This is a genomic window from Microvirga sp. 2MCAF38 (assembly GCF_052115485.1).
GTDB lineage: Bacteria > Pseudomonadota > Alphaproteobacteria > Rhizobiales > Beijerinckiaceae > Microvirga.
Genome location: NZ_JBFRGU010000003.1, coordinates 137,499 through 163,366, shown reverse-complemented (window position 1 = coordinate 163,366; position 25,868 = coordinate 137,499). Strand labels below are relative to the sequence as shown.

Annotated in this window: 21 protein-coding genes; 4 read left to right on the top strand and 17 right to left on the bottom strand. The window is 60.9% G+C overall.

The window, feature by feature from the left end; genetic code table 11:
* Nucleotides 1-2 precede the first annotated feature (2 nt).
* Entirely contained in the window at nt 3-734 is a 732-nt protein-coding gene (locus AB4072_RS07665; RefSeq protein WP_441966809.1) for a transglycosylase SLT domain-containing protein, read from the bottom strand.
* 330 nt (nt 735-1,064) lie between these two features.
* On the opposite strand from AB4072_RS07665, the gene AB4072_RS07660 reads away from it, so the two are divergent.
* The 3 genes from AB4072_RS07660 (at nt 1,065) to AB4072_RS07650 (ending at nt 2,929) form a co-directional block, all read left to right on the top strand.
* Nucleotides 1,065-1,340: a hypothetical protein gene (locus AB4072_RS07660; RefSeq protein WP_441966808.1), complete on the top strand. Its 276-nt coding sequence runs from the start codon at nt 1,065-1,067 to the stop codon at nt 1,338-1,340.
* A gap of 84 nt (nt 1,341-1,424) precedes the next feature.
* The gene (locus AB4072_RS07655) at nt 1,425-2,150 is read left to right on the top strand and encodes a TerB family tellurite resistance protein (protein ID WP_441966806.1); all 726 of its coding nucleotides are present in this window, start codon (nt 1,425-1,427) and stop codon (nt 2,148-2,150) included.
* Nucleotides 2,151-2,155: 5 nt separating this feature from the next.
* Nucleotides 2,156-2,929, top strand: coding sequence for an N-acetylmuramoyl-L-alanine amidase (locus tag AB4072_RS07650; protein ID WP_441966804.1), 774 nt, complete (start codon nt 2,156-2,158; stop codon nt 2,927-2,929).
* Between the two features lie 22 nt (nt 2,930-2,951).
* On the opposite strand, the gene metH is transcribed toward AB4072_RS07650, so the two are convergent.
* From metH to AB4072_RS07635, 3 genes are all read right to left on the bottom strand, one after another.
* Nucleotides 2,952-6,707: a methionine synthase gene (metH, locus tag AB4072_RS07645; protein ID WP_441966802.1), complete on the bottom strand. Its 3,756-nt coding sequence runs from the start codon at nt 6,705-6,707 to the stop codon at nt 2,952-2,954.
* Between the two features lie 136 nt (nt 6,708-6,843).
* Nucleotides 6,844-7,746 carry a methylenetetrahydrofolate reductase [NAD(P)H] gene (gene metF / locus AB4072_RS07640; protein ID WP_441966801.1) on the bottom strand — a complete coding sequence of 301 codons (903 nt, stop codon included), beginning with the start codon at nt 7,744-7,746 and terminating at the stop codon, nt 6,844-6,846.
* Complete coding sequence (locus AB4072_RS07635) at nt 7,746-8,759, bottom strand: ArsR/SmtB family transcription factor (protein WP_441966799.1); 1,014 nt, start codon at nt 8,757-8,759, stop codon at nt 7,746-7,748. The genes metF and AB4072_RS07635 overlap by 1 nt, the downstream gene beginning before the upstream one ends.
* Nucleotides 8,760-9,105: 346 nt before the next feature.
* Between AB4072_RS07635 and AB4072_RS07630 the strand changes: the two genes are divergently transcribed.
* A complete protein-coding gene (locus tag AB4072_RS07630) occupies nt 9,106-9,423 on the top strand; it encodes a hypothetical protein (protein WP_441966797.1) in 318 nt (105 codons plus the stop codon).
* 195 nt (nt 9,424-9,618) lie between these two features.
* On the opposite strand, the gene AB4072_RS07625 is transcribed toward AB4072_RS07630, so the two are convergent.
* The 13 genes from AB4072_RS07625 to modA form a co-directional block, all read right to left on the bottom strand.
* Nucleotides 9,619-11,103, bottom strand: a complete 1,485-nt coding sequence (locus AB4072_RS07625; RefSeq protein WP_441966796.1) for an AMP nucleosidase — start codon at nt 11,101-11,103, stop codon at nt 9,619-9,621.
* Nucleotides 11,104-11,189: 86 nt separating this feature from the next.
* Nucleotides 11,190-11,876 (bottom strand): SDR family oxidoreductase, encoded by a 687-nt coding sequence (locus AB4072_RS07620; protein ID WP_441966794.1) that lies wholly within the window; start codon nt 11,874-11,876, stop codon nt 11,190-11,192.
* A gap of 8 nt (nt 11,877-11,884) precedes the next feature.
* The gene (gene ettA / locus AB4072_RS07615) at nt 11,885-13,537 is read right to left on the bottom strand and encodes an energy-dependent translational throttle protein EttA (RefSeq protein ID WP_441966792.1); all 1,653 of its coding nucleotides are present in this window, start codon (nt 13,535-13,537) and stop codon (nt 11,885-11,887) included.
* Nucleotides 13,538-13,763: 226 nt separating this feature from the next.
* Nucleotides 13,764-14,462, bottom strand: a complete 699-nt coding sequence (locus AB4072_RS07610) for an SDR family oxidoreductase (RefSeq protein WP_441966790.1) — start codon at nt 14,460-14,462, stop codon at nt 13,764-13,766.
* Nucleotides 14,459-16,192 carry a M14 family zinc carboxypeptidase gene (locus AB4072_RS07605; protein WP_441966788.1) on the bottom strand — a complete coding sequence of 578 codons (1,734 nt, stop codon included), beginning with the start codon at nt 16,190-16,192 and terminating at the stop codon, nt 14,459-14,461. Before AB4072_RS07605 ends, AB4072_RS07610 begins: the two co-directional genes overlap by 4 nt.
* The gene (locus AB4072_RS07600; protein ID WP_441966787.1) at nt 16,189-17,046 is read right to left on the bottom strand and encodes an ABC transporter permease; all 858 of its coding nucleotides are present in this window, start codon (nt 17,044-17,046) and stop codon (nt 16,189-16,191) included. The genes AB4072_RS07605 and AB4072_RS07600 overlap by 4 nt, the downstream gene beginning before the upstream one ends.
* A 5-nt stretch (nt 17,047-17,051) precedes the next feature.
* The gene (locus AB4072_RS07595) at nt 17,052-17,972 is read right to left on the bottom strand and encodes an ABC transporter permease (protein WP_441966785.1); all 921 of its coding nucleotides are present in this window, start codon (nt 17,970-17,972) and stop codon (nt 17,052-17,054) included.
* Between the two features lie 111 nt (nt 17,973-18,083).
* The gene (locus tag AB4072_RS07590) at nt 18,084-19,610 is read right to left on the bottom strand and encodes an ABC transporter substrate-binding protein (RefSeq protein ID WP_441966784.1); all 1,527 of its coding nucleotides are present in this window, start codon (nt 19,608-19,610) and stop codon (nt 18,084-18,086) included.
* A 189-nt stretch (nt 19,611-19,799) separates the two neighbouring features.
* The gene (locus AB4072_RS07585) at nt 19,800-21,674 is read right to left on the bottom strand and encodes an ABC transporter ATP-binding protein (RefSeq protein ID WP_441966782.1); all 1,875 of its coding nucleotides are present in this window, start codon (nt 21,672-21,674) and stop codon (nt 19,800-19,802) included.
* 174 nt (nt 21,675-21,848) lie between these two features.
* Entirely contained in the window at nt 21,849-23,120 is a 1,272-nt protein-coding gene (locus AB4072_RS07580; RefSeq protein ID WP_441966780.1) for an aminopeptidase, read from the bottom strand.
* Nucleotides 23,121-23,195: 75 nt separating this feature from the next.
* Entirely contained in the window at nt 23,196-24,314 is a 1,119-nt protein-coding gene (modC, locus tag AB4072_RS07575; RefSeq protein ID WP_441966778.1) for a molybdenum ABC transporter ATP-binding protein, read from the bottom strand.
* Nucleotides 24,311-25,009, bottom strand: a complete 699-nt coding sequence (gene modB, locus AB4072_RS07570; RefSeq protein ID WP_441966776.1) for a molybdate ABC transporter permease subunit — start codon at nt 25,007-25,009, stop codon at nt 24,311-24,313. The genes modC and modB overlap by 4 nt, the downstream gene beginning before the upstream one ends.
* Nucleotides 25,006-25,806, bottom strand: coding sequence for a molybdate ABC transporter substrate-binding protein (gene modA / locus AB4072_RS07565; protein ID WP_441966774.1), 801 nt, complete (start codon nt 25,804-25,806; stop codon nt 25,006-25,008). The genes modB and modA overlap by 4 nt, the downstream gene beginning before the upstream one ends.
* Between the last annotated feature and the right edge of the window lie 62 nt (nt 25,807-25,868).

Genomic DNA, 25,868 nt, shown 5'->3' with positions numbered 1-25,868 from the left:
GCTCATCGGCTGGCGGCGAGAATAGTCTTCACCTTGTCGCAGTATCTCTGCGAAGCTTTGTTCATGGTCAGCGCCCGATGGCCGAACTGATAGCGCAAGAGTGTGCCGCAAGTATCCCCATTCGCAAGGCGATAGGCCATCGCGAGATATTTCAAGCCGTAACGAAGATTCGTCTCCGCATCCTGCAAACCGGAGGCCGGCCCACTATAGCCGAGCGACCTCGCAGTGCCGGTGTTGATCTGTGTCAGGCCCACATTGACGCCGTTGCGCGCGGCGGGATTGTAGCGGCTCTCCAGACGGACAATCGCATCGGCCAAGGCGAAGGGAACATTATGCTCGGAGGCGTAGCGTTGAATTAGCGGCCTTGCAGCTGCAGCCCTCTGCGCATCGAGCCGCGCGCGCGCATTCTTCGCTGAAGGAACGGAATCCTCGACATCGGCAACCTCCGGCTCAGCCTTGCGGGCCGCGTTCGTGTTGGAAGTGTGGTCGATGTCGGTGGCCAGACGGTTCTTAGGCTTTGCGCTCGCGACATCGCCTTGTTTGGCAGATGCTTTCGACTCCACCGCCTCGACAGGCTTATCCTCAGAGGCCTTATCCTCGGCGTCGGCGACGACTTCCGCGTTATGTCCTTGGGCGTGCACTTCCGATGGAGGGACGACGCTCGATCCCTCACCACCCTCAGCCCTCGCCTCGGCCGCCAGGAGAAGAGCAGCCGCGCCCAGGCAAGCAATCATCGCCGCCCTCAAAATATGCTTTAAAGTCAAACGAAATCCTCAAATGAACGATCACGGAAGTGTGTTCGGTGATCCGATATTAAGGCAAAGATGTGGCACGTTTTGCCTCAATGTTGTTCTGGTCCGCTATATAGCGCGTTCTGCGAAAGGCCCAAGCTTAGATTTTGTGGAGGACTCTTTTCACCTTGGCGGTATCATTTTCAAGAGTTTTTTCTACATCCGAATGCCTAAGTTGGAACTGATACACGTTTCCGAGAGTTGGCGTCAGCGTAAGGTCAAGCTAAGGAGAGTTGGGCGCTTTTGCCGCTCACCGAACACAGGGACGCTTCCATGAAAAAGATCATCACGATTTTCGCTGCTGGCGCGCTTACGCTCTCAGTGGCCGCTTGCAACACCCCCACGGACCGTGCTGTCGGCGGCGCGGCGATCGGTGGCCTCGCAGGCGCGGCCATCGGCGGTGCTGCAACGGGTCGCGCTGGTGGTGCTCTGGCGGGTGCTGCAATCGGCGCGGCTGGCGGCGCCATCATCGGCGCGGGAACGGCGCCTCGGAACCAGTGCCCTTATGGCACCTATCAGGACGTGTACGGCAATCTCTACTGCCGTTGATCGGCCTTAAATCGCCAAATTTCGGGGCCGGGAGCAATCTCGGCCCTTTTCTTTGCCACACACTTGCGCATACCACTAAACACGATGATTCATTCGATTTGGGGAAAGCTCGGAGGCGCGGGCATTGGTCTCGCGCTTGGTGGGCCTATCGGTGCCCTTCTGGGCGGTGTTGCCGGGCATATGCTCATTGACCGCGAAGGCGCGTTTTTCGGCGCGCCGCCGCGCGATCTTATTTTCACCACTGGCCTTGTTGCTCTCGCCGCCAAGATGGCGAAATCCGACGGCATCGTCGTGGACCGCGAAATTCAAGCCTTCGAACAAGTCGTCGATGTGCCGGAGAGCGAACGGGACCGCGTGAGACGTCTCTTCGATCTCGCGAAAGGAACGACCGACGGCTTCGAGGCCTATGCGCGCCAGATCGGCGAAGCGTTCAAGGACGAGCCTCAGTTGCTGGAAGATGTCCTCGACGGCCTCTTCCACATCGCCAAGGCTGACGGGGCGGTGCACGAAGCGGAATACGCCTACCTGCAGGACGTGGCCGCGATCTTCGGATTCGACGATGTGGAATTCGACCGCATCACGGCCCGCCATGTCTTACGCCATGACGATCCTTATCTGATCCTCAAGGCCGACCGCGACATGAATAATGACGAGTTGAAGCGGCACTACCGCAAGCTCGTTGCGGACAACCATCCGGATCGAGAGATCGCGCGCGGGCTTCCGCCGGAGGCCGTGAAGATCGCGACCGAGCGACTGGCGGTCGTCAACGCCGCGTGGGAACGCGTCGCGGCGGAACGAAATATCAGGTGAGTTGAATGCACGGCCCCCTCAATCCCGAAAGTCCGGTGGCCGCGAAGGTTTTTCCCTCGCCCAATCACGGCGAACGCAAGGAGGGCCGCCGCCCCGACATGGTCATCCTGCACTACACGGGGATGGCAAGCGAGAGCGAGGCCTTGCAGTGGCTGTGCAACCCCGTCTCGCAGGTCTCGGCGCATTACTTCGTGTTCGAGGATGGGCGCGTATTGCAGCTTGTGCCGGAAGCGCGTCGCGCCTGGCATGCGGGTCGGTCCTGGTGGAACGGTGAAGACGACACCAACTCTGCATCCATCGGCATTGAGATCGCCAATGCCGGGCACCCTGGCGGTTTGCCGCCCTTCCCTGACGCGCAGATCGAAAGCGTCATCGCGCTGACGAAAGATATCGCGACCCGTTGGCGCGTTCCGGCGGAACGTGTGCTCGCGCATTCCGATGTGGCGCCGGGGCGCAAGGTGGACCCCGGTGAGAAGTTCCCATGGGAAGTGCTGCACGAGGCGGGGGTCGGCCATTGGGTAAAGCCCGCATCGATTCAGGACGGGCGCTTTTTCTCGCGCGGCGACAGAGGCATGCCTGTCGAGGCGCTGCAGGCCATGTTCGCCATGTATGGCTACGGCATCAAGATCTCGGGCGTGTTCGACGAGGATACGGAAAAAGTCGTCGCCGCTTTCCAGCGCCATTTCCGGCCGGAGCGTATCGACGGCGTCGCCGATGCTTCCACGATCATCACCTTGCGCGATCTGATCGCCAAACGCCCGGCTCCGACGGCGTCTTGAAACGCCGGAGCCGGATCATGCCCTACTCGGCTGCGATCATCGCATAAGACGCCGGATCGTAGTTGAGGATCGGCGACAGCCAGCGTTCGACTTCCGCGACGCTCATGCCCTTGCGCAGAGCGTAATCCTCGACCTGATCGCGCTCCACTTTGGCGACGCCGAAATAATACGATTCCGGATGTGCGATATAGAGCCCCGACACCGATGAGCCGGGCCACATGGCGAAGGACTCGGTCAACGTCACATCGATGCGCCGCTGCGCGTCGAGCAGACGGAAGAGCGTATCCTTTTCCGTATGATCGGGTTGGGCGGGATAGCCCGGCGCGGGGCGAATGCCGGAATAGGTTTCCTTGATGAGGTCCTCGTTCGCGAGGTTCTCGTCCGATGCGTAACCCCAGAACTCCTTGCGCACACGCTCATGCATGCGCTCGGCAAAAGCCTCCGCGATACGATCGGCCAGCGCCTTCACGAGGATCGAGCGATAATCGTCGTTCGCGCGCTCGAACCGCTCGGCAATGCGAACTTCTTCGATGCCTGCCGTCACGACGAAACCGCCGACATAATCGGCAATGCCGCTCCCGACAGGCGCAACGAAATCCGACAGGCACATGTTCGGCCGCCCATCCCGTTTGGAGAGCTGTTGGCGCAGACCGTAGAACGCCGCGAGCTCATCGGTACGGCTTTCACCCGTAAACAGACGAATATCGTCACCGACGGCATTCGCAGGCCAGAAACCTATGACGGCTTTCGGATTGAACCAACGCTCGTCAACGAGGCGCTTGAGCATCTCCTGCGCGTCCTCATAGAGTTGACGCGCGGCCTCGCCTTGTTTCTCGTCTTCGAGAATGTTCGGGAACCGTCCCTTCAATTCCCATGTCTGGAAGAAGGGCGTCCAATCGATATAGGGGATCAACTCGGCGACATCATAGCTGCGGAAAACCCGCGCGCCGGTAAAGCTCGGCTTCGTCGGACGGTACTGCGACCAGTCGACCTTCATCGCATTGGCGCGGGCTTTCGCCAGCGGCAAACGCTGCTTGTCGGCCTCTGAGCGTGCGTGCGCTTCGGCCACTTTGCTGTATTCGGCGCGCAGCGTTTCCACATACCCACCCTTCATGTCGGGCGAGAGGAGCGAGGACACCACGCCGACGGCGCGGCTGGCATCGGTCACATAGACCGATTGGCCCTTGTTGTAGTTCGGGTGGATCTTCACTGCCGTATGAACACGGCTCGTGGTCGCGCCACCGATGAGAAGCGGAATGTCGAAGCCTTCGCGCTCCATTTCGCTCGCCACATGCACCATCTCGTCGAGAGAGGGTGTGATGAGGCCGGAGAGGCCGATGATATCGACACCTTCCTTGCGAGCCGTCTCAAGAATCTTCTGTGCAGGCACCATCACGCCGAGATCGATGACCTCGTAGTTGTTGCACGCGAGAACGACGCCGACGATGTTCTTGCCGATATCATGCACATCGCCCTTCACCGTCGCCATCAGCACCTTGCCGGCCGTGGACCGCGCGACTTCGCCCGAAGCTTCCTTCTCGGCTTCCATGAACGGCATGAGATAGGCCACCGCCTGCTTCATGACGCGCGCGGATTTCACCACCTGCGGCAGGAACATCTTGCCCGCACCGAACAGATCGCCGACCACGTTCATGCCCGCCATCAACGGGCCTTCGATCACATGCAGCGGACGCTCGACGGAAAGGCGCGCCTCCTCCGTATCCTGATCGATGAATTCGGTAATGCCGTTCACGAGCGCATGTTCGAGCCGCTTCGTGACGGGCCAGGAACGCCACTCGAGATCCACGATCTTGACCGCGCCGGAACCATCGCCCTTGAAGCGGGGCGCGGCGTCGAGCAGACGCTCGGTCGCATCGTCACGACGGTTGAGGACCACATCCTCGCAAAGCTCGCGCAACTCCGGGTCGATCTGCTCGTAAACCGCGAGCTGCCCCGCATTCACGATGCCCATATCCATGCCGACCTTGATGGCATGATAAAGGAAGACCGAGTGCATGGCCTCGCGCACGGGCTCGTTGCCACGGAACGAGAACGAGAGATTCGAAACACCACCCGAAATATGCGCGTGCGGCAGCGTCTCGCGAATGATGCGGGTCGCCTCGATGAAGGCGACGCCGTAGCCGTTATGCTCCTCGATGCCGGTGGCCACCGCGAACACGTTCGGATCGAAGATGATGTCTTCCGGTGGGAAGCCAATCTCTTCCGTCAGGATCTTATAGGCGCGCGTGCAGATCTCGACCTTGCGCTCCAACGTATCGGCCTGCCCCTTCTCGTCAAACGCCATGACGACGACGGCGGCACCGTAGGAGCGACAGATTTTCGCGTGCTCGATGAAGGATTCAATGCCCTCCTTCATCGAGATCGAGTTCACGATGGGCTTGCCCTGAATGCACTTCAGGCCCGCCTCGATGACGTGGAACTTGGATGAATCCACCATCACCGGCACACGGGCGATATCGGGCTCGGCGGCGACGAGATTCAGGAACTCGACCATCGCCTTCTCGGAATCGAGCAGGCCTTCGTCCATGTTCACATCGATGATCTGCGCGCCGGCGACGACCTGGTCGCGCGCCACATCGAGGGCGGCTGCGTAATCACCATTGGTGACCAGTTTGCGGAACTTCGCCGAACCCGTCACGTTCGTGCGCTCGCCCACATTCACGAAGGGAATGTCGGAGGTCAGAATGAACGGCTCCAGGCCGGACAATCGCATCAAGGGCTTCAACGTGGGAAGTTCGCGCGGCGTCTTGCCGGCCACCGCCTGAGCAATGGCACGAATGTGATCCGGCGTCGTGCCGCAGCAGCCCCCGACAACGTTGACGAGACCGGAATCGGCGAATTCCGCGATCATCTTCGCGGTTGCTTCCGGGCTCTCATCATAAAGGCCGAACTCGTTTGGCAGACCGGCATTCGGATAGGCGCAAACGAGCGTGTCGGCGACCTTGCCGATTTCCTGAATATGCGCCCGCATCTCACGCGCGCCGAGCGCGCAGTTGAGACCGATGGAGAACGGCTCCGAATGACGCACGGAATGCCAGAAGGCAGTCGGCGTCTGACCGGACAGGGTACGGCCGGAGAGATCGGTGATCGTGCCCGAGATCATGACCGGCAGCTTGACGCCACGCTCGGCGAAAACATGCTGCACCGCGACGATGGCAGCCTTGGCGTTGAGCGTGTCGAAAATCGTCTCGATGAGGATGATGTCCGCGCCGCCATCGACAAGGCCCCTCACCTGTTCGGCATAGGCATCGCGAACCTGATCGAACGTCACGGCGCGATAGCCGGGGTTGTTCACATCCGGCGAGATCGAAAGCGTGCGGTTCGTCGGGCCGACAGCGCCTGCGACGAAGCGTCGACGGCCATCCTCCTTCTGCGCGATCTCTGCGGCTTCGCGAGCGATGCGCGCACCCTCGAAGTTCAGTTCATAAACAATCTCCTCCATGCCGTAATCGGCTTGTGCGATGGAGGTGCCGGAGAAGGTGTTCGTCTCCACGATATCCGCGCCTGCGCGGAAATAATCCAGGTGGACGGCGCGCACGGTCTCGGGCTGCGTGAGGATCAGCAGGTCGTTGTTACCTTTGACGCCCTGGCCCCAATCCTTGAAGCGCTCACCGCGAAAGTCTTCTTCCGAAAAGCGCGAGCGCTGCAATTCCGTTCCCATCGCGCCATCGAGCACAAGAATGCGCTTTGACGCGGCTTCGCGAAGCGCCTTTGAAACTTCGGCGCCATTGGCGGGACGAGGAGTCAGATCAGCCATCTTGTTTTTCTTTCAACGCTCTTTGGAGCATTTTCGAGCGAAGTGGGCACCGGTTCGCGTTAAGAAAATGCGGCAAACAAAGTACTTACCTATGATCCGCTTCAACTAAAGCGGATCATAGGTCTAACGCACAGTCTCAGGCAGCCACCTTGTCGCCCTGCTCACGCAGGCCGAGAAGATGACAGATCGCATAAACCAGATCGGCACGGTTCATAGTGTAGAAGTGGAATTCGTTGACACCGCGATCCACGAGATCGAGCACCTGCTCGGCAGCAACAGCGGCGGCGACGAGTTTGCGAGTCTCCACATCGCGATCGAGCCCCTCGAAGCGCGCAGCCAACCAGTCGGGAACGCTAGCGCCCGTCTTCGACGCAAAGTTCGCGGTCTGCTTGAAGTTCTGAACGGGGACAATGCCCGGAATGATCGGAATATCGATCCCCCGTGCGCGAACGCGGTCGAGATAACGGAAGTAGAGATCGTTGTCGAAGAAGAACTGAGTGATGGCGCGATCCGCGCCACTATCGACCTTGGCCTTCAGCGCGTCGATATCCGCTTCGAGCGAAGCCGCCTCGGGATGCTTCTCGGGATAGGCGGAAACCGACACTTCAAAATCGCCGATGGCCTTGATGCCGGCGACAAGATCGTTCGTCTGATCGTAGCCACCCGGATGTGGTGCATAAGTCGTTCCGATGCCACCGGCCGGGTCACCACGCAAGGCGACGATGTGGCGAACGCCCGCATCCCAATAGGAGCGCACGACGTCGTTGACCTCGTCGCGCGTTGCCGCGACACAGGTGAGATGCGCAGCAGGCTTGAGATGCGTGTCCTTCGCGATGCGTGAAACGGTTGCGTGCGTGCGCTCGCGTGTCGAGCCGCCCGCACCATAGGTGACTGAAACGAATTGCGGATTCAGCGGAGCCAGACGCTCGACGGAGGCCCACAGGGTCGTCTCCATCTCCGAGGTCTTCGGCGGGAAGAATTCGAAAGAGACCTTGATTGGGGTGGACTGCCGACTGGCGCGAAAGGTAAGGGGCGACATCAGGCAACCTCTCTGTCGGTTTCGGCCAAAGGCCAATCGGAAACGATGCGTCGGTCTTGTCCGACCCAGAGGGAGACAGTGAGCTGATCGTCTCCCTTCTTAGGCGGAGCGATATTTTTGTTGAGCGCACAATCGAGGCCGGCTTCCTCCAGCCAGCTCGTCATCTGCTCAGGCGCGAAGCCGAGGCGGCGATGGGCCTGCGCCTCACGCAAGAATTCGAGGTTATGCGGCGCGAAATCGACGATGAGAATACGTCCACCAGGCGCGAGCAGGCGCGCAGCCTCGCGGATCGCGCGGCCGGGATCGTCGAGATAGTGCAGAACCTGATGGACGATGACGAGATCGAAGGTGTCGCGCGGGAACGGCGGCGCATAGATATCGCCCTGCCGCAGCTCGATCCGCGTCAATCCCGCCCGCTCGAGATTGGCGCGTGCGACGGACAGCATCGCGTGGCTGGCATCGAGCCCGACAACGCGCGACGCGCGCGGCGCGAGCAATTGCAGCATGCGCCCGGTGCCAGTCCCGAGATCGAGCAGATTGCGGATCGGCTTCGGACCCAGCGCCTCCAACACCGCGTCTTCAACGACTGTTTCCGGCGCGTGGAGGGTGCGCAGGTGATCCCATTCGGGCGCAAGTCGCGAGAAAAAGGCCAGAGCTGCCTGGGCGCGCTGACCGCGAACAGCGGCAAGGCGGGTTTGATCGTCGAGCAATTGCGGATCCGAGCGGTCGAGCCCTTCCAGCATCGGACGCAGGATGCGCATCGCCGCACTGCGGTCGGTCAGACGGAAGAAGGCCCAGGCGCCCTCGCGGTGCCTCTCGACGAGGCCGGCCTCGACCAGAAGCTTGAGATGGCGGGAAATACGGGGCTGGGACTGCCCTAGAATGTCCGTGAGATCGGACACCGAAAGCTCGCCCTCGATCAGAAGCGCCAGGATACGAAGACGTGTCTCCTCGGCGGCAGCCCGCAGGATGCTCAAAGTCAGGTCAAGGGATGGGGCAGCTTTTTCGGCCATCGCAAAATACGCTCTCACATATAAAGATATGTTTATATCCGTTTTGACGAAACGGCAAGCGTAGCGGTGCTTTTTCATATGCGTCGGTTTGACGGGAATGTGTCATGTCGGGTTGTCACCCGCACAAAAGGCAAAAGCCGATATTTCTGCACTTAAAAATAGAACAAATAGAGAAAATGTGCCATATTTACATAGCCGGGTTTGTGATCCCTCCCGGAGGAGAGAGCCTTCGCAAACTATGGCTTTCACTCACGGACGGCCCAATCCCAGACCAGGGATTGGCGGCGAACAGTTTCGTGAGAACGTGGTGGGGACTTGGACGATCCTTGACAGGAAGGATGTCACCATGAGTACGGCCCTGCTTAATCTCATTATTCAGCTTATCTCCGGCGCTGTCGGCGGAAACATCGTCGGCAATGTCTCCGACCGGCTCGACCTCGGCCCGGTCGGCAATACCATCGCGGGTGCCATCGGCGGCGCCGGCGGCGGACAGTTGCTGAACATGCTGCTGACAGGTGGCGCCACGACGGCGGCAACAACCATGGGCGGGATGGATATCAGTTCCCTCATCACCCAGTTCGCGGGCGGAGGTGTCAGCGGCGCGATCATCACAATCGTCGTCGCTCTGATCCGTCAGGCGATGAGCGGGACGCAGGCGCGCTGACAGAGCGAGCACCCCACGCTGCTTGTGGTGGATCGAGTTTTTCGTATCCTCGCGCCAACCGCGTATCGGCTCTGATCACACGCCGATAAGGCCGAGCAACAGCCCCGAGGTTTCACGCCGCCTTTCGATCAGCTATGTCGCGCCGATGTACGGCGCGACAGTCCGATCCTATTGCTCGGGTTTGATTGCGGGGCCTTACCGGAAAGGCGGTTCGTCGAAGCTGCGCAGCTTGCGCGAATGGAGCGACGAGCGCTGATCGCGCAGGATGTCGAGTGCGCCGATGCCGATCATTAGATGTTCGCTCACCGCGCGCTCGTAGAAGGCATTGGCCGCACCCGGCAGCTTGATCTCGCCGTGGAGCGGCTTGTCGGAAACGCAGAGCAACGTGCCGTAGGGAACGCGCAGACGATACCCTTGAGCGGCGATTGTGCCGCTTTCCATGTCGACCGCAATAGCGCGCGACAGGTTGATCTGGCGTCGTTCCTGAGTCCAGCGAAGTTCCCAGTTACGGTCGTCATAGGTCACCACGGTTCCTGTGCGCAGACGCCGCTTCAGGGCGTCACCGCGCTCGCCTGTGACTTGCGCCGCGGCCTCCTGCATCGCCAGCTGCACCTCGGCAAGCGCCGGGATCGGGATCTCCGGGGGCACCATGTCGTCGAGAATGCGGTCACGACGCAGATAGCCGTGAGCGAGCACGTAATCGCCGATGGTCTGCGACTGGCGCAAGCCCCCGCAATGGCCGACCATGAGCCAGCAATGGGGGCGTATGACCGCCAGGTGATCGGTGATGTTCTTCGCGTTCGAGGGGCCGACGCCGATATTGACCAGGGTGACGCCCTGCCCGTCCTTGCGGATGAGATGGTAGGCCGGCATCTGGAACCGGTGCCAGGGCGACGAGCCGATGAGCTCCGCGACCGCGGCCTCGTCGAGCCCGCGCTCGATGGTGATCCCACCCGGAAGCACGAGCTTCTGGAAAGGGCTGTCCGGGGCGCCCAACACTCCAACGGCCCAGCGGATGAACTGGTCCACATAACGGTGATAGTTGGTGAGAAGGATCCAGGGCTGGATCGAGCGCCAGTCGGTGCCCGTATAGTGCACGAGACGCCGAAGGGAGTAATCGACCCGCGCCGCATCGAAGAGCGAGAGTGGGCGCGGCTCTCCGTCGCGGAAGATCCAGGTGCCGTCGGCGATCTCGTCACCAACCTTCGCCAAAAGCGGCGTCGGAAAATGCTGGGCGAGTTCGGCAGCGGAATGCGCGCCGCGCCCGAGCTCGTCGCCACGTTCGAAAACGTAAGGGTAGGGAATTTCCTGATCGCTGACGCCGACCTCGATGGTCGCGTCGAAGTCCCGGGTGAGATAATTCAGCTGTTCGAGCAGGTAGCCTTTGAAGAACGCGGGCTGGGTCACGGTCGTCGCGTAGACGCCGGGGCCCTGGAACTTGGCATAAGCACGTTGCTTGACAGGGGGAACCGCGGTGGAACGGTGAGTGACCCGCAGCTCGGGATAGCGGAACCGGGCTCGCTCGCTCGGGGTCGGGGCGATGCCTGTGGTGAAGAAGGTTTCGAGAGCATGACGCTGCGCCTCGATGGCGGCGTCGTGAAGATGGATGAGGCGCTCGACGGCTTCTTCAGGGGTCGATACGGACTGGAAATTCGAAATTCTATCTGCGGACACGTTCATCTCTTGGCACTTGTTCAGTGCCTCAAGGGTCATACACGGTTTGTAACAGCAAACCAACTCCCTCCGATGAAAGAACAGGAAATCAGCTAGAACGCCACTCGCTCGCCCTGCCAATCGAAGAACCCGCCGGTATCCTTGACGGAAAGACGGCCGATCAACGCTACAATCCCGGCCGCGCTTTGCTCGACGGAGATATCGGCGCCAGAACCGCCCATATCGGTGCGCACCCAGCCGGGATGGACCATGATGACCGGGATCCCCTCCCCCTGTAGATCGGTCGAGAGCCCCTGCATCACCTTGTTCACCGCCGCCTTCGACGCGCGATAGGCAATCCGGTCCGACTTTGCGTATGAGAGCGATCCCATGCGGCTGGAGATCGTCACGATCTTCGCGTTTGGCGAACGCCGTAGATGCGGCAGGAAGGCCTGCGCGACCCGCAAAGGCGCAAGCGTGTTGACCTGAAGCGTCTCGATGAAACCCTCAAAGTCCGTGTCGAGGCTCGATTGACGCTCCGGCCCGATGATCCCGGCATTGTTGACGAGAACATCGATAGGCTCATCGGCAGCTGCAGCAGCCGCCGTGACGGACGCGCCATCGCGAACGTCCATCGTCAGCACCCGAAGGCGGCCGGCCGCCTCTTGGGCCTGGAGTTCAGCCGGTAAGCCGCTCCGGTCGCGAAGCGTCCCGATCACCCGGTCGCCACGGGACAACAGGATGCGGGTCAGCTCCCGGCCAATCCCGCGTCCGATGCCTGTGACGAGCCAGGTGCCCATATTTATCCTTAGCGCGAGAACTTCTTGTACTTGATGCGGTGCGGAATGGTGGAATCCACACCGAGGCGACGCTTCTTGTCTTCCTCGTAATCCGCAAAGTTGCCTTCGAACCACTCCACATGGCTGTCACCCTCGAAGGCGAGGATGTGCGTGGCGATGCGGTCGAGGAACCAGCGATCGTGGCTGATGATGACCGCGCAGCCCGCGTAATCCTCCAGAGCCTCTTCGAGTGCGCGCAGAGTATCAACGTCGAGATCGTTGGTCGGTTCGTCGAGGAGAAGGACGTTCGAGCCCGACTTCAGGATCTTCGCGAGGTGAACGCGGTTGCGCTCACCGCCCGAGAGTACACCGACCTTCTTCTGCTGGTCGGAGCCCTTGAAGTTGAACGCCCCGCAATAGGCGCGGGCATTGATCTCGCGCTTGCCGAGATAAAGGATTTCATTGCCGCCCGAGATTTCCTCGTAGAGCGTCTTGTTGGCGTCGAGCGAGTCACGGCTCTGGTCGACGTAGCCGAGCTTCACGCTCTCGCCTACATGGATAGAGCCTTCATCCGGCTGTTCCTGGCCCGTGATCATGCGGAAGAGCGTCGTCTTACCGGCGCCGTTCGGTCCGATGATGCCGACGATGCCGCCGGGCGGAAGCTTGAAGGACAAGCCGTCGATGAGAAGCTTGTCTCCGAAAGCCTTCTTGAGACCATCAAACTCGATGACATTGTTGCCGAGGCGCTCGGCAATCGGAATGATGATCTGCGCGGTCGTCGGAGCCTTGTCGTTCGCCTTGGCGACGAGGTCCTCATAGCGCGAGATACGGGCCTTGGACTTGGCCTGGCGTGCCTTCGGCGAGGCAGAGACCCATTCACGCTCGCGCTCGATGGTGCGCTGGCGCGACTCTTCCTCGCGGCCTTCCTGTTCAAGACGCTTCTGCTTCTGCTCCAGCCACGAGGAGTAGTTGCCCTCGTAGGGAATGCCGCGGCCACGGTCGAGTTCGAGAATCCAGCCGGTGACATTGTCGAGGAAGTAACGGTCGTGGGTGACGATCAGGATCGCGCCGGGATAGGTGCGAAGATGCCCTTCGAGCCAGCCGGTCGTCTCGGCGTCCAGGTGGTTGGTCGGCTCATCGAGGAGCAGCAGTTCCGGCTGTTCGAGCAGGAGCTTGCAGAGCGCCACGCGGCGGCGCTCACCGCCCGAAAGCTTGTCGACAGCCCAATCGTCCGGCGGGCAGCGCAGCGCATCCATGGCTTGATCGACCTTCGAATCGAGATCCCAAAGGCCCTTCGCCTCGATCTCGTCCTGAAGGCGGGTCATCTCGTCCGCCGTCTCTTCCGAGTAGTTCATGGCGAGTTCGTTGTAGCGGTCGAGGATCGCGCGCTGCGGGGCGACACCTTCCAGCACGTTCTCACGCACATTCTTCGTCGGGTCGAGCTGCGGCTCCTGCGGCAGGTAGCCGACGCGCGCGCCTTCCGCGACCCAACCCTCACCGGCCCAATCGGTGTCGATGCCGGCCATGATGCGCAGAAGGGTCGATTTACCGGCGCCGTTGACACCGAGTACGCCGATCTTTGCATCGGGGTAGAAGGAGAGATGGACGTTGTCCAAAACCTTCTTCCCGCTGGAATAGGTCTTGGTGAGGCCACGCATGTGGTAAATGAACTGACGGGACACGGGCAAAGTCCTGCTGAAGGAGCGAAAATCGGTTGCGCGTCAGTTAGCAGGGGCAGCCCCCACCGGCAAGGCGGTCGCCGTCATCCCGGGGCCACGCCAGCAGAACCCGGGATCGCCGGACGAGATGGCGCCTGACGCGGCTCGCGATCCCGGATCGCCTTGCGGCGTCCGGGATGACGGTAAGAGTGCGCCTGGGGCGAACACGCTCCGCCGTCATTCCGGGCTTTTAAAGCCCTTTCACCAAGCCGCCATCGACCATGATGTTCTGGCCGGTGATGTAGCCCGCATCGTCCGACAACAGGAAAGCCGTCGTCTTCGCCACTTCCGCCACAGTCCCATAGCGCCCCATGGGAATGCGCGCGGTGCGCTCGGCCTTTTCCGGCAGGCTGTCGATGAAGCCGGGCAGGATGTTGTTCATGCGAATACCGGCCTTGGCATAGCGATCCGCGTAGAGCTTCGTGAAGGCGGAAAGCGCTGTGCGCAGGGCGGCGGAAACCGGAAAATCCGGGTCGGGTTCGAAGGCGGCAAAGCTCGAAATGTTGACGATGGCGCCCTTCCCCGCCTTCTCCATGATGGGCGTGACGAGGCGCGACATGCGCACCACGTTCATCAGCACCACGTCGAGACCGAGATGCCAATCGCTGTCGGGAATGGCGAGTAGCTCGCCCTTCGGCGGGTGGCCGGTATGGTTCACCACTGCATCGATACGTCCGTAGCGGTCGAGCGTCGCAGACACGAGCTTTTCGAGATCGGCCGGTTCCGTGACCGAGCCTTCGACGGCGAGACCGTCGAGTTCACGGGCGAGATCCTGAATGCCCGCCGAGCGCGCGAGAAGCGCCACGCGATAACCCCGCGCGTGCAATTCGCGAGCGATGGCGGCGCCCATGCCTTTGCTGGCGGCGGTAACGATTGCGACCTGGCTCATGCCACTCCTCCCATCATCGACGCGAACGCTTCCTCGGCAGCGAGGACCGTCGTCATCTGCACATCATGCCCGAATTGAAACGCTTTGCCATAGATCGTCTCATCGGGAAATTCCGTGATGAGCGTCAGTGGCGTGGGGTGCCGATCCGCCGGTGTGAGGAGGCACGGCACGTGATTGATGATCTCGTACGGCATGCCGCCCGTATGGATCGAGCAGATCTCGATCTGTCGACGGTTGAATTCCGGCAATCCGGGAATACGCGCAAGTTCTGCCGTTACCCGCTCCGCCAGGGTTCGCGCCTGATCGGCCCATGATGGGTGATATCGCACGATCACGAAGAACCCTTTCGGAATGGTCCAGAGTTCGAACCCGCGCGGAAGATAGCCCGTCAGCGGCCGCGTCCATTCATGCGCCGGGTAGCCGTGGAGATTGACATGCAGTTGAGCGCCGGACATCTCCAGCGCCTGCATCCGCGCGCCTTTTTCGTAGAAAGGCATTCCGTGATCGTATTCCACATCGCTGCCGAGCGACGTGTAACGCGCGGCATGATGCATGTGGCGCGGATTGGCCTCGCACAGACGGCCATGAAGTGCGTAGCCGTCCGGATTTTCGATCGGGATGTAGGCGATGTTGGATTCAGGCTTCGCCAGCAGCTTGCGAACCGCGCGAAGCGCACCGACGACACCGGTCGTTTCATTCGGATGCTGCCCGCCGCTGACGAGAACCGCAGGGCGGGAGCCCGCACGGTAGATTCCGCGCACGGGGCGTCCCTCACGGGACTGACCTTCGAACGCCACACCGGGAAGCGCCGCCAATTCGCGATGCATCTGCGCGAGCCCAGGCGCACGGTCGGCAATTTCGATTTCGACTTCGGCCCGAACCGGGTCCTGCGGACGCGTGAACGGGCGTAGCGACACGCGCACCAGGGCATCCCCCTCCCCGGCTCGGATATCGGGCACGATCTGTCCGGGCTGAACACCTCGATCATCATGCGGGCGTCCGCTGAGACGCTTGAAATACTCGATCAGGGAGAAATAGAAATCCTCATGCAGCGCCTCGCGGGTGCTCATGACCTCGTCGTCATAAGGAAGAGGACGCTCGATCCCGGCGATGAGAACATCGATGGCGATTGTCTCGGCGAAAGGCTCTTTGTTCGGCCAGCGATGCGTGGCAATCGCGCTCATGGCCTTGTCGAAAACCGTTTCGATTTCCGTGACGAGCGCTTCGTCATGCTCGGTGCCGGATATCTTGAGCCAGCCTGTCGGCGTCAGGTCGGTTTCCTCGATATGGTTCTTGCGCAGGCGGTTCGGCGCGAAAACGGAATGTTCGGCGACACGCCCGTCGGCATATTCCACGCGCACCCGATAGGTGAAATCCGCCTCTCCCGCCACGAACTCAATGTCGAGACCATCGAGCAGCGCCGCCAGAGGATAAGCCTCGGAGAGGAACCGCAGCGGCAGAGCCTCAGAATGCACGGGGTAACGCATCTCGACACGCCGCGCATCGGTGAGATCGATCTCTTCGAGAAAAGCATGGATCAGAGGCTTGTAGGCACTTCGCAGCTTTGCGGTGACGCCTGCTTTGGCGAGGGTGGCTTCAGCCTGCCGTCGTGCCTTCTCATCCTCGAAGAGCCACGCCTCGATGTGCGCGCCGCGATGAGTACCGTCGCCCCAATGGCGCACGAGGGCATCAAGCGTTCTGGGAATGCGCGCATCGAGCAAGACGGTCATCGTGAGGTTTGTCCTGTGGGATCGAGATAGTCGCGCAGCCAGTCGCCCAGAAGGTTGAGGCCGAGCACGGTGAGCATGATGGCGAGCCCCGGAAACACGCTGACCCACCACGCGGATTGAAGATAGGTCCGTCCATCGGCCAGCATGCCGCCCCAGCTCGGAATCAGCGGATCGACACCGAGGCCGATGAAGGTGAGGCTGCTTTCGAGCAGGATGTTGTTGGCGACGTGCAGCGTCATCAGAATGACGATGGGGCCGAGCACGTTCGGCAGAATATGCGTGAAGATGATGCGCCAATCGCTGACGCCGATGGCCCGCGCCGACAGGATGAATTCCCGCTCCCGCAGCGCCAGCACAGACCCGCGCACGACGCGGGCATAATGCACCCAATACGCGACGATCATGAAAAAGATCACCTTGTCGATGCCGGCACCGAGGATCGCGATGAACATGATCGCGACGAGAATGAAGGGCAATGCAAGCTGAATATCGGCAAAGCGCATCAGGAACATTTCCGCCACACCGCGATAATACCCGGCGATCAACCCCATCAATGTGCCGACAGTGACCGCGCCAAGAACCGACAGCACACCCACGGTGAGCGAAATCTTGCCACCGACGACGACACGGGCGAGCACATCTCGCCCCAGCGGATCGGTGCCCAAGGGATGCGCGAGGCTCTGGAACGGCGGCACAAGACGCGCCATGAGATCCATGCTCTCGCCACCATCGGGAAACAGAATGCCCGAAAAGAGCACCGAGAGCGTGATGACGCCGATGAGAAAGACTCCCACGACGAGTTCGAGAGAGCGGAAATGCCGGAAGCGAGAAGGGGCTGCCTGAGCCGTCGCCATGAGCCTTACTCCGTCCGGATGCGGGGATCGATCAGGCCATAGGCGATATCGACCATGAGATTGATGAACACGATGAGGAGAGCGAGCACGGTAATGCTGCCTTGCAGCACGGGATAATCGCGCGCCGAAATGGCATCGAACGCGAGTGTTCCCATGCCCGGCCAGTTGAAGACCCGCTCGATGATCACGATGCTGCCGATGAGGTTGCCGAACTGGATGCCGACATAGGTGACGAGCGGGATCGCGGAATTGCGCAGGGCGTGCTTGTAGAGAACGACCTTGTCGCGCAAGCCCTTCGAGCGGGCCACCATGATGTATTGCTGGGACAACGTTTCCAGCATCGAGGTTCGCACGAGGCGCACATTGGTGGCGGTGAGAATGATCGCCATGGTCAAGGCGGGCATGACGAAACTCTCCGGCCCTTCCATGCCGCTCGGCGGCAGCCAGCCGAGGAAGATGGCGAAGAACAGAACCATCATGATCGCAAGCCAGAAGTTCGGGAACGACAATCCGACCAGCGAGAGAATGCGGATGCACTGATCGGCGAACTTTCCGCGCTTGACGGCGGCATAGATGCCGAGCGGAACCGAAAAAGCGATGGACGTCAGAAGAGACGCAAAGGCGAGAAGAAGCGTCGCGGGGAGCGCCTGCCCGATCAGCTTCGACACGGGCGTACCGCCCATGAAGCTGCGGCCGAAATCGCCGACGACAATGCCTTGAAGAAAGCTGAGATACTGTACATAGAACGGGCGCTCGAGGCCGAGGGCCTGTCGAATATTTTTCAGGTCCTGCTCTGTCACGCTGCCCGCGCCGGTCAGCATGATCGCCGGATCGCCGGACAATCTGATCGCGAAGGAGACGATGAGAGTGACCGCGAGAACCACGAAAACGGCTTGCAGCAGCCGCTTGAGGATAAAGCCAGCCATTGTTCGTGGCCCTGCTCTTTCACGCTAGTGCACAACCTTCGAGAAGGCCGTGCGAAATAAAAACGAAAGCCCGACCACGCTTCAACATGGTCGGGCTCGATTGAGAAACGCTTAGTCCACCGTCACGTCGGTGAAGCGGAAGCGGCGATCCGCAGGCGGGACCAGGTTCTTCACCCGCTTGTTCACGCCCATGATCGTGTTCTCGTTGTAGAGCGGAATTTCGAGAGCTTCATCGGCCACGTAATGCGCGATATCTTGCAGAAGCTTCTCACGCGCCTTCACGTCGTAGATGCTGCGCTGCTTCTCCAGCATCGCATCGAGCTTCTTGTCTTCGCCGTACGGGTTCCACTTCTCGCCTGTGTGATACATCAGGTAAGCGGTGTTGTCGTAGTCGAAGGTCCAACCGCCCCAGGCGTTCTGCCAGCCCTCGCCGGTCTTGCCGTTCGGGATGATGTCGTTGAGCAGCACCGGCGTCTCATAGGGCTGCAACGACACCTTCAAGCCGAGCGCCTGCAGGAAACCCGCCGAGGCCTGAGCGACTTCACGGAACGTGGCGTCCGGGCCGCGGAAGTCGAGCTTCACCGTCGAACCGGCGGGAACACCCGCCTGCTGCAGCAACTGCTTGGCCTTCGCGATATCGAAGGGTAGCGGCTTCTGGTTGGGATCGTAACCGAAGGAGAGATCGGACTGGAAGCTCGCAATCGGCTTCGCGTGGCCGAGCAGTACCGCCTTGATGATCGCATCACGGTCGATGCCCATGATCAGCGCCTTGCGAACGTTCACATCCTTCGTGATGCCGTTCTTGGTGTTGAGACGCAGCGCCACCACTGTCGGGCCGGTGATGCTGACGAGGTTGAGATTGGCGCTTTTCTCGATGGTCGGCGCAAGGCCGAACGGAACGAGATTCGCGATATCGACACGGCCTGCCTGAAGTTCGGCGACCTGCGTGTTGGCTTCCGCGATGATGCGGTAGACCACCTTGTCGAGTTTCGGCGCGCCGCCCCAATGTTCAGGGAACGCTTCAAGCGTCAGGCTCACCTTCGGCGTGTATTCCACGAACTTGAACGGGCCTGTGCCAACGGGATGGGTGTTGAAATATTCGTCACCCTTTTCCTGAATGTATTTCGGCGGAACGATCATGCCGCCGTAGCCGGCGAGCTTGGTGAGCAGCACCGGATCCGGCTGCTTCATGATGAAGTCGACAGTATTGTCGTCCACGATTTCGACGTGATCGATGGTGTTGTAGTTCGATTGTTGCGGTCCCTTCTTGCCCTCGTCTCCGAGCAGGCGGTCGAAGGTGAACTTCACAGCCGCCGCATTGAAAGGCTCGCCGTTGTGGAACTTCACGTTCTGGCGCAGCTTGAAGCGGATGCGCGCATTGTTGTCGAGCAATTCCCAGCTCGTGGCGAGGCCCGGCTGCAACTTCATGTCCGGCCCGCGTGAGGTCAGGCCGTCATAGATGTTGCTGCCCACCGATCCCCACGGCACCACGAAAGTGTCGATGGGGTCCCAGCTGCCCGGGTCGATGGCAATAGCGACCGTGATCGTTCCGGCAGCCTGCGCACTATGACTCGCGAGCGGCCCAGCAACGGCAGCGGCAGTGAGCCCCGCCGCCATCAAAAGCTTTGAAAATTTCATCTTCTTTTCCCCTCTGAAGAAACTTTAGAATTCGGTCATGCCTCTTTGGAACATGATCAAACTCGCATTTTTTTGTTTCGCAAGATCTAGATGGACAAAGGGTTTTCCACTTGTCCCGATCATGCTCTATCGTTTTTAAATTCGCATGATCCGGGCGAACAACCGGTTTCCACTTGTCCTGATCATGCTCTAGGCTGCCCCACGCACGGTGTCCGCCTCAAGCGCGACCCAATGCCCGGGCTCGACTTCCTGCATGCGATGGATGGCAGGCTCCTGCCCGACCGCACGGACAGGGCTCGGGATCTCGCCTTCGATGCGCATCTTCGCGCGCTCTCGCCGCGGATCGGCAATCGGCACCGCGGAGAGCAGCTTGCGCGTATAGGAATGCTGCGGATTCTCGAACACCGCGCGCCGCGTGCCGATTTCCACGATCTGGCCGAGATACATGACCGCCACGCGGTGGCTGATCTTTTCCACCACCGCCATGTCGTGCGTGATGAAGAGATAGGACAGGCCGCGCTTCGCCTGCAACTCCATCAACAGATTGACGATCTGCGCCTGGATGGACACGTCGAGCGCCGACACGGATTCATCCGCGATGATCAGTTTCGGATCGCTCGCCAAAGCACGCGCGATGCAAACGCGCTGGCGCTGCCCGCCGGAGAATTCGTGCGGGTAGCGCTTGGCGTGTTGCGGCTGAAGGCCGACCTGCTCCAAGAGCTCCTGCACGCGCCGGTCAATCGCCTTGCGATCCTTGATGAGACCGTGAACGACGATGGGCTCCGCGATGCTGTAACCGACCGTGTGACGCGGATCGAGCGAGGCAAAGGGATCCTGGAAGATATATTGGATCTCCTGACGCAAATGCCGCCGCTCCGAATGGCTCATGGCGTTCATGTCGCGCCCGTCGAAGCGCACCGTGCCGCTGGTTGGCTCGATGAGCTGTTGCAGCGTGCGCCCGATGGTGGATTTCCCGCTGCCGGATTCACCGACCAGCGCCAGCGTCTCGCCAGGATAGATATCGAAGCTCACCTCTTCCACCGCATGCACGCGGTGCGTCACGCGGCCGAGGAAGGTTTTGCCCACATCGAAACGCGTCGTGAGCTTTTCGACTTCAAGGATCGGCTTGGCGTAATTCGCCGTGTCCTGCACATGCACTTCGCCGACCTGCTTCGGCTCGCCGCCATCCATGACGGTGACGGGCGTGCGCTTCGGGAAGGGCTCGCCCTTCAGGCTGCCGAGACGGGGCACGGCGGAAAGCAACGCGCGGGTATAAGGATGCTTCGGTGCGGCGAAGATTTCGCGCACAGGCGCCTGCTCGACCTTATTGCCCTTCCACATCACCACGACATCGTCGGCCATTTCGGCGACGACGCCCATGTCATGCGTGATGAAGATGACGGCGGTGCCCATCTCCGCTTGAAGATCGCGAATGATGTTGAGGATCTGCGCCTGGATCGTCACGTCGAGCGCCGTCGTCGGCTCATCGGCGATCAGAAGCTTGGGACGGCAGGCGAGCGCCATGGCGATCATCACGCGCTGGCGCATGCCACCCGACAATTGATGCGGATAGCGGTCGAGCAGACGATCGGCGTCAGGCAGCCGCACCTTCTGGAGCAGTTCCTTGGCGCGCAGGCGCGCATCACGCTGGTTCAAGCTCTCATGAAGGATCAGCGTCTCGGCAATCTGATTTCCAATCGTGAAAACCGGATTGAGCGATGTCATCGGCTCCTGAAAGATCATCGCGATCTCGTTGCCGCGAATCTGCCGGAGCTTGTCGTCGGAGGCCTTCACGAGGTCGAGCGCTTCGCCGGATGCAGGGCGGAACAGCACTTCCCCGCCGACGATCCGGCCGCCCGTGTAATCGGTCAGTCGCATAATCGCGAGGGACGTCACGGATTTGCCCGAGCCGGATTCGCCAACGATGGCGAGGGTCTTGCCCGGCTGAACGTCGAAGCTGACCTCGTTGACAGCGCGAAAGCTGCCGAAATCCACGGAAAGAGAACGGACAGAAAGAAGAGAACCGCCAGACGTTCCGGAACCGGAATCCGCTGACTTCGACATCGTTGCACTGCTCATGAAAAATCATTCCCGTGACGGGGCGGCATTCTAGTACCTCTTTAAGACCTCTACCAACAACCTCGCGAACCTCAGAACGTCAAGTCTGGTTTGCATAAAGAGGAGGCGGCTGACCTGTGGCAAACGGTCAAAAACGCGCCTCCTCGAAAAGCTACGATATTACGATGAAACCCATTCGCCCTTGCGCATCAGAGGCTCCGCGCGGCCGTCCGAGGTGATGCCGTCCACATCGACCTGATCGGAGCCGATCATCCAATCGATGTGGATGAGGCTCTTGTTGGCGCCCCGTGCGGCAAGCTCGTCCTCGCTCATCGCGCCGCCGCCGACGATGCATTTGCTGTAAGCCTGCCCGAGCGCGATATGGCTCGAGGCATTTTCGTCGAACAGCGTGTTGAAGAAGAGAAGGCCACTCTTCGAGATCGGCGAGGAATGCGGCACGAGCGCCACTTCGCCGAGGCAGCGCGCGCCCTCATCCGTCTCGAGTACCTTGCCGAGGACCGCTTCGCCGGTCCTCGCCTTGCTCTCGACAATCCGACCGCCCTCGAATTTCACCTGAATGTCCTGGATCAGGGTGCCTTGGTAGGAAAGCGGCTTGGTACTCGTGACCGTGCCATCCACCCGGTCCTTGTGCGGGGTCGTGAAGACCTCCTCGGTGGGAATATTGGCATTACAGACAATGCCGTTCTTCGCCCTGGTCGAGCCGCCATTCCACTCGTGCCCATCGGCAAGGCCGACGCGCAGATCCGTGCCCGGACCACGGAAGTGGAGAGCGGCATAATTCTTCTCGTTCAGGAAGCGTGTGCGCTTCTGAAGATTGGCATTGTGCTCGGCCCAGGCTGCGATCGGATCCGGCGTATCGATCCGCGAGGCGGCAAAAATCGCGTCCCATAATTTCGCAACCGCGATTTCTTCCGCGTCGTTCGGAAACATGGCCTTGGCCCAAGCCGGGGTTGCTGCTGACACGATGGACCAGTTGGTGTCGAACCCGGCGATCAGGTTAAGGGCCGGCATATAGGCCTTGGAGCGAGCGCGATTGGCGCGCGAGACGTTCTCGGGGTCTTCATTGGCAAGCAGGGAAGGATCTTCGCCCAGAATGGCAAGGCGCGCCGCACCATTTTTGTAGGCGGCCGCCATGCCCTCATAGAGCCAACCGGCTGCTGTATCGAAGCTCTCGGGACGGCCATTGCGGAAGCGGATGAGCGTCGCCTCCTCGTCGGTAAACAGGGTCGTCACAAGCGAGGCCCCCGCCCTGTAGGCATGTTCCGTGATCCGGCGGGCCAGCGGCACAGCATCGAGCGGCGCCGTCAGAACGACCTCCTGGCCAGGCTTCAGGCCAAGGCCGACGCGCACGGCGACTTCCGCCAGCCGATCAAGGCGCTCGACATGGGATAGCGCCGTTTTCCGGTTCTGGACGTGATCGTTCATTGTCATCTCTCTCAAAAATGAGGGGAAAGGTCGGCTGAAGCTACACCGCGCCAGCCTGGGCGCAAGTCCGCAACATATGATTCAGTCCTCGCGCCGAGAATTCACAAGCGGCACGGCTGCGAGGGTTTCCGCATCGAATGCGACACTTTTGATGATGGCGTAGAGCGCCTTGCCGGGGGCCAGGTTCAGGCGTTCGACGGATTTCCGCGTGATGCGTGCCACCAGAATATCCCCGCCGCAATCCAGCGTGACATCGACGGAGGCCCCGTCCGCGACACCCACGGCAAAAACCCTCGCAGGCAAAACATTGAGCGCGCTCAACCCTTCGGGCTCGTTTACCGAGAGCATGATGTCGCGGGCGCGCAACCGGACGCGTAACAGTGTATCGACGGCAAGGTTCAGACGGGGGACGGTCAGCGTCCCGGCCTTGGTCTGCAGCGTCGTCAGACCATAAGAATCGTCGTGCCCGAGAACGCGAGTCTGGACCAGAGCCCCCGCTTCGGCCGAACCCATCTCGGTAAGAAGATTCGTGCGCTGGAGAATCTCAGACGGCGCACCAGTCGCCACGACACGCCCGTTTGAGAGCACGACCACGGATGTCGACAGCCGTGCAATCTCTGCAACCGAATGACTGACAAGGACAATGGGAACGCCGCCTTCGTCCCGCAGGCGCTCGATATAAGGATAAATTTCGGCCTTTCGCGCGTCATCCAGTGATGCCAGCGGTTCGTCCATCAAAAGAAGCGCAGGATCGGCCAGAAGGGCCCGCCCGATGGCGACACGCTGCTTCTCGCCGCCGGACAGCGTGGCCGGACGGCGGTCGAGCAGATGTGCGATGCCGAGGAGATCGACCACTGCCGAGAAGTCACTGATGCGTTCTCTTTTCGGTGTGAACCAGCGGCCGAACAGCATGTTCTGGCGCACGCTCATGTGGGGGAAAAGTCGCCCCTCCTGAAACACGTATCCCACGCGCCGCTTGTGCTTGGGAATGAAGATATTGCGCTTAGTGTCGACCAGCGTCCGGTCGTTGATGACGATGCGCCCGAATGTCGGCCGCAGGAGACCGCCGATTGCATTGACAAGCGTCGTCTTGCCGGAGCCGGAGGGCCCGAAGATTGCGGTCAGCCGGCCGGTCGAATGAAACCGCGCCTGAAGCGTAAAGGGTCCCTGCTCATGTCGGATATCGACGTCGAGGATCATGCGGCCGACATCCTACGCCGGACCTGCCGCGCCATCCATTCGGATACGAGGAGCGCGATGACTGAGATCGCAATCGAAACCAGCGTCAGTCGCAGAGCACCGCTCTCTCCACCCGGCACCTGAGTCAAAGTGTAGATGGCGGTGGGGAGCGTCTGCGTCTCGCCGGGAATATTGGAGACGAAAGTAATCGTCGCGCCGAACTCGCCCATGGCCTTGGCAAAGCACAGGACCATTCCGGCAATGATGCCGGGCAGAATCAATGGCAGCGTCACGAAGAGAAAAATCCAAAGAGGATGAGCACCCAGCGTTCCGGCAGCATCCTCGAGCCTCCGGTCAACCGCTTCGATGGAGAGGCGAATGGCGCGCACGAGCATGGGAAAAGCCATGATCGCGCAGGCAAGTGCTGCGCCCGTCCAGCGGAAGGCAAACACGAGACCGAAATGCTCGGCGAGAAACGCACCGATGGGGCCGCGCTTACCGAACCACAGGAGCAGCAGATAACCCGTCACCACCGGCGGCATTACGAGCGGTAGGTGCACCAGAACATCGAGCGCCTGCCGTCCCCAGAACCGACCGCGCGCCAAGGCCATGGCGACAAGGATTCCCGGCAGCAGACTCGCCGCCATGGCCACCAGAGATACCTTGAGACTTAGACCAACTGCGGTCCATTCCGCGGGCGACAGCCAGGAATTCACGAGCTTGAGGCCGGCTTATCCAAAAACGTGAAACCCTGCTTCTCGAAAAGCGGCTTCGCCTTGGCGGAGCGCAGGAAGGCCAGGAACGCGCCCGCATCGGCATTGCTCGATGCCTTCGTCACTGCAACGGGATAGATGATGGGCGGGTAGCTGTCCTCGGGAAACGCCGCCACGATCTTCACGTTGGGATCGGCCGCAGCATCCGTCTGATAGACGATCCCGAGTGGCGCTTCGCCACGAGAAACGAGAAGCAACGCGGCTCTCACGCTCTCGGCTTGCGCCACCTTGTCCTTCACGCCGTCCCAGGCTCCGAGCTTTTCGAGCGCAGCCTTGCCATATTTCCCGGCCGGAACCGCATCGACATTGCCCATGGCCAGGCGGCCGCCTTCGAGAGCCTTGGCGAGATCGAGGCCCGGCTGAAGGGACAGGTTCGCCTTCGAATCCTTCGGCGCGATCAAAACGATGCGGTTGCCGAGAAGGCTCGAACGGCTCTTGGTTTCGATCAAGTCCTTCTTGACGAGGTAGTCCATCCAATCGAGATCGGCGGAAAAGAAGATATCGGCCGGCGCGCCGGCTTCGATCTGCTTCGCAAGCGTGTTGCTCGCAGCATAAGAGATCGAAATCTTCTTGCCGGTATCGCGCTCCCAGGCTGAACCGATGTCATCGAGCGCGTTCTTGAGGCTCGCGGCAGCGAAAATCACGACATCCTGCCCCTGCGCGTTGGCCTTCGGCACACCGACGAGGGTTGCCAGCACCAAACCGATTGCGCCGGCCCACGTGTATAGCTCTGCTCTCACGTTCACCTCCCGAAAAAATTCAAGCTTCTGGAAGCCTATCCTAGAGCATGATCAGAACAAGT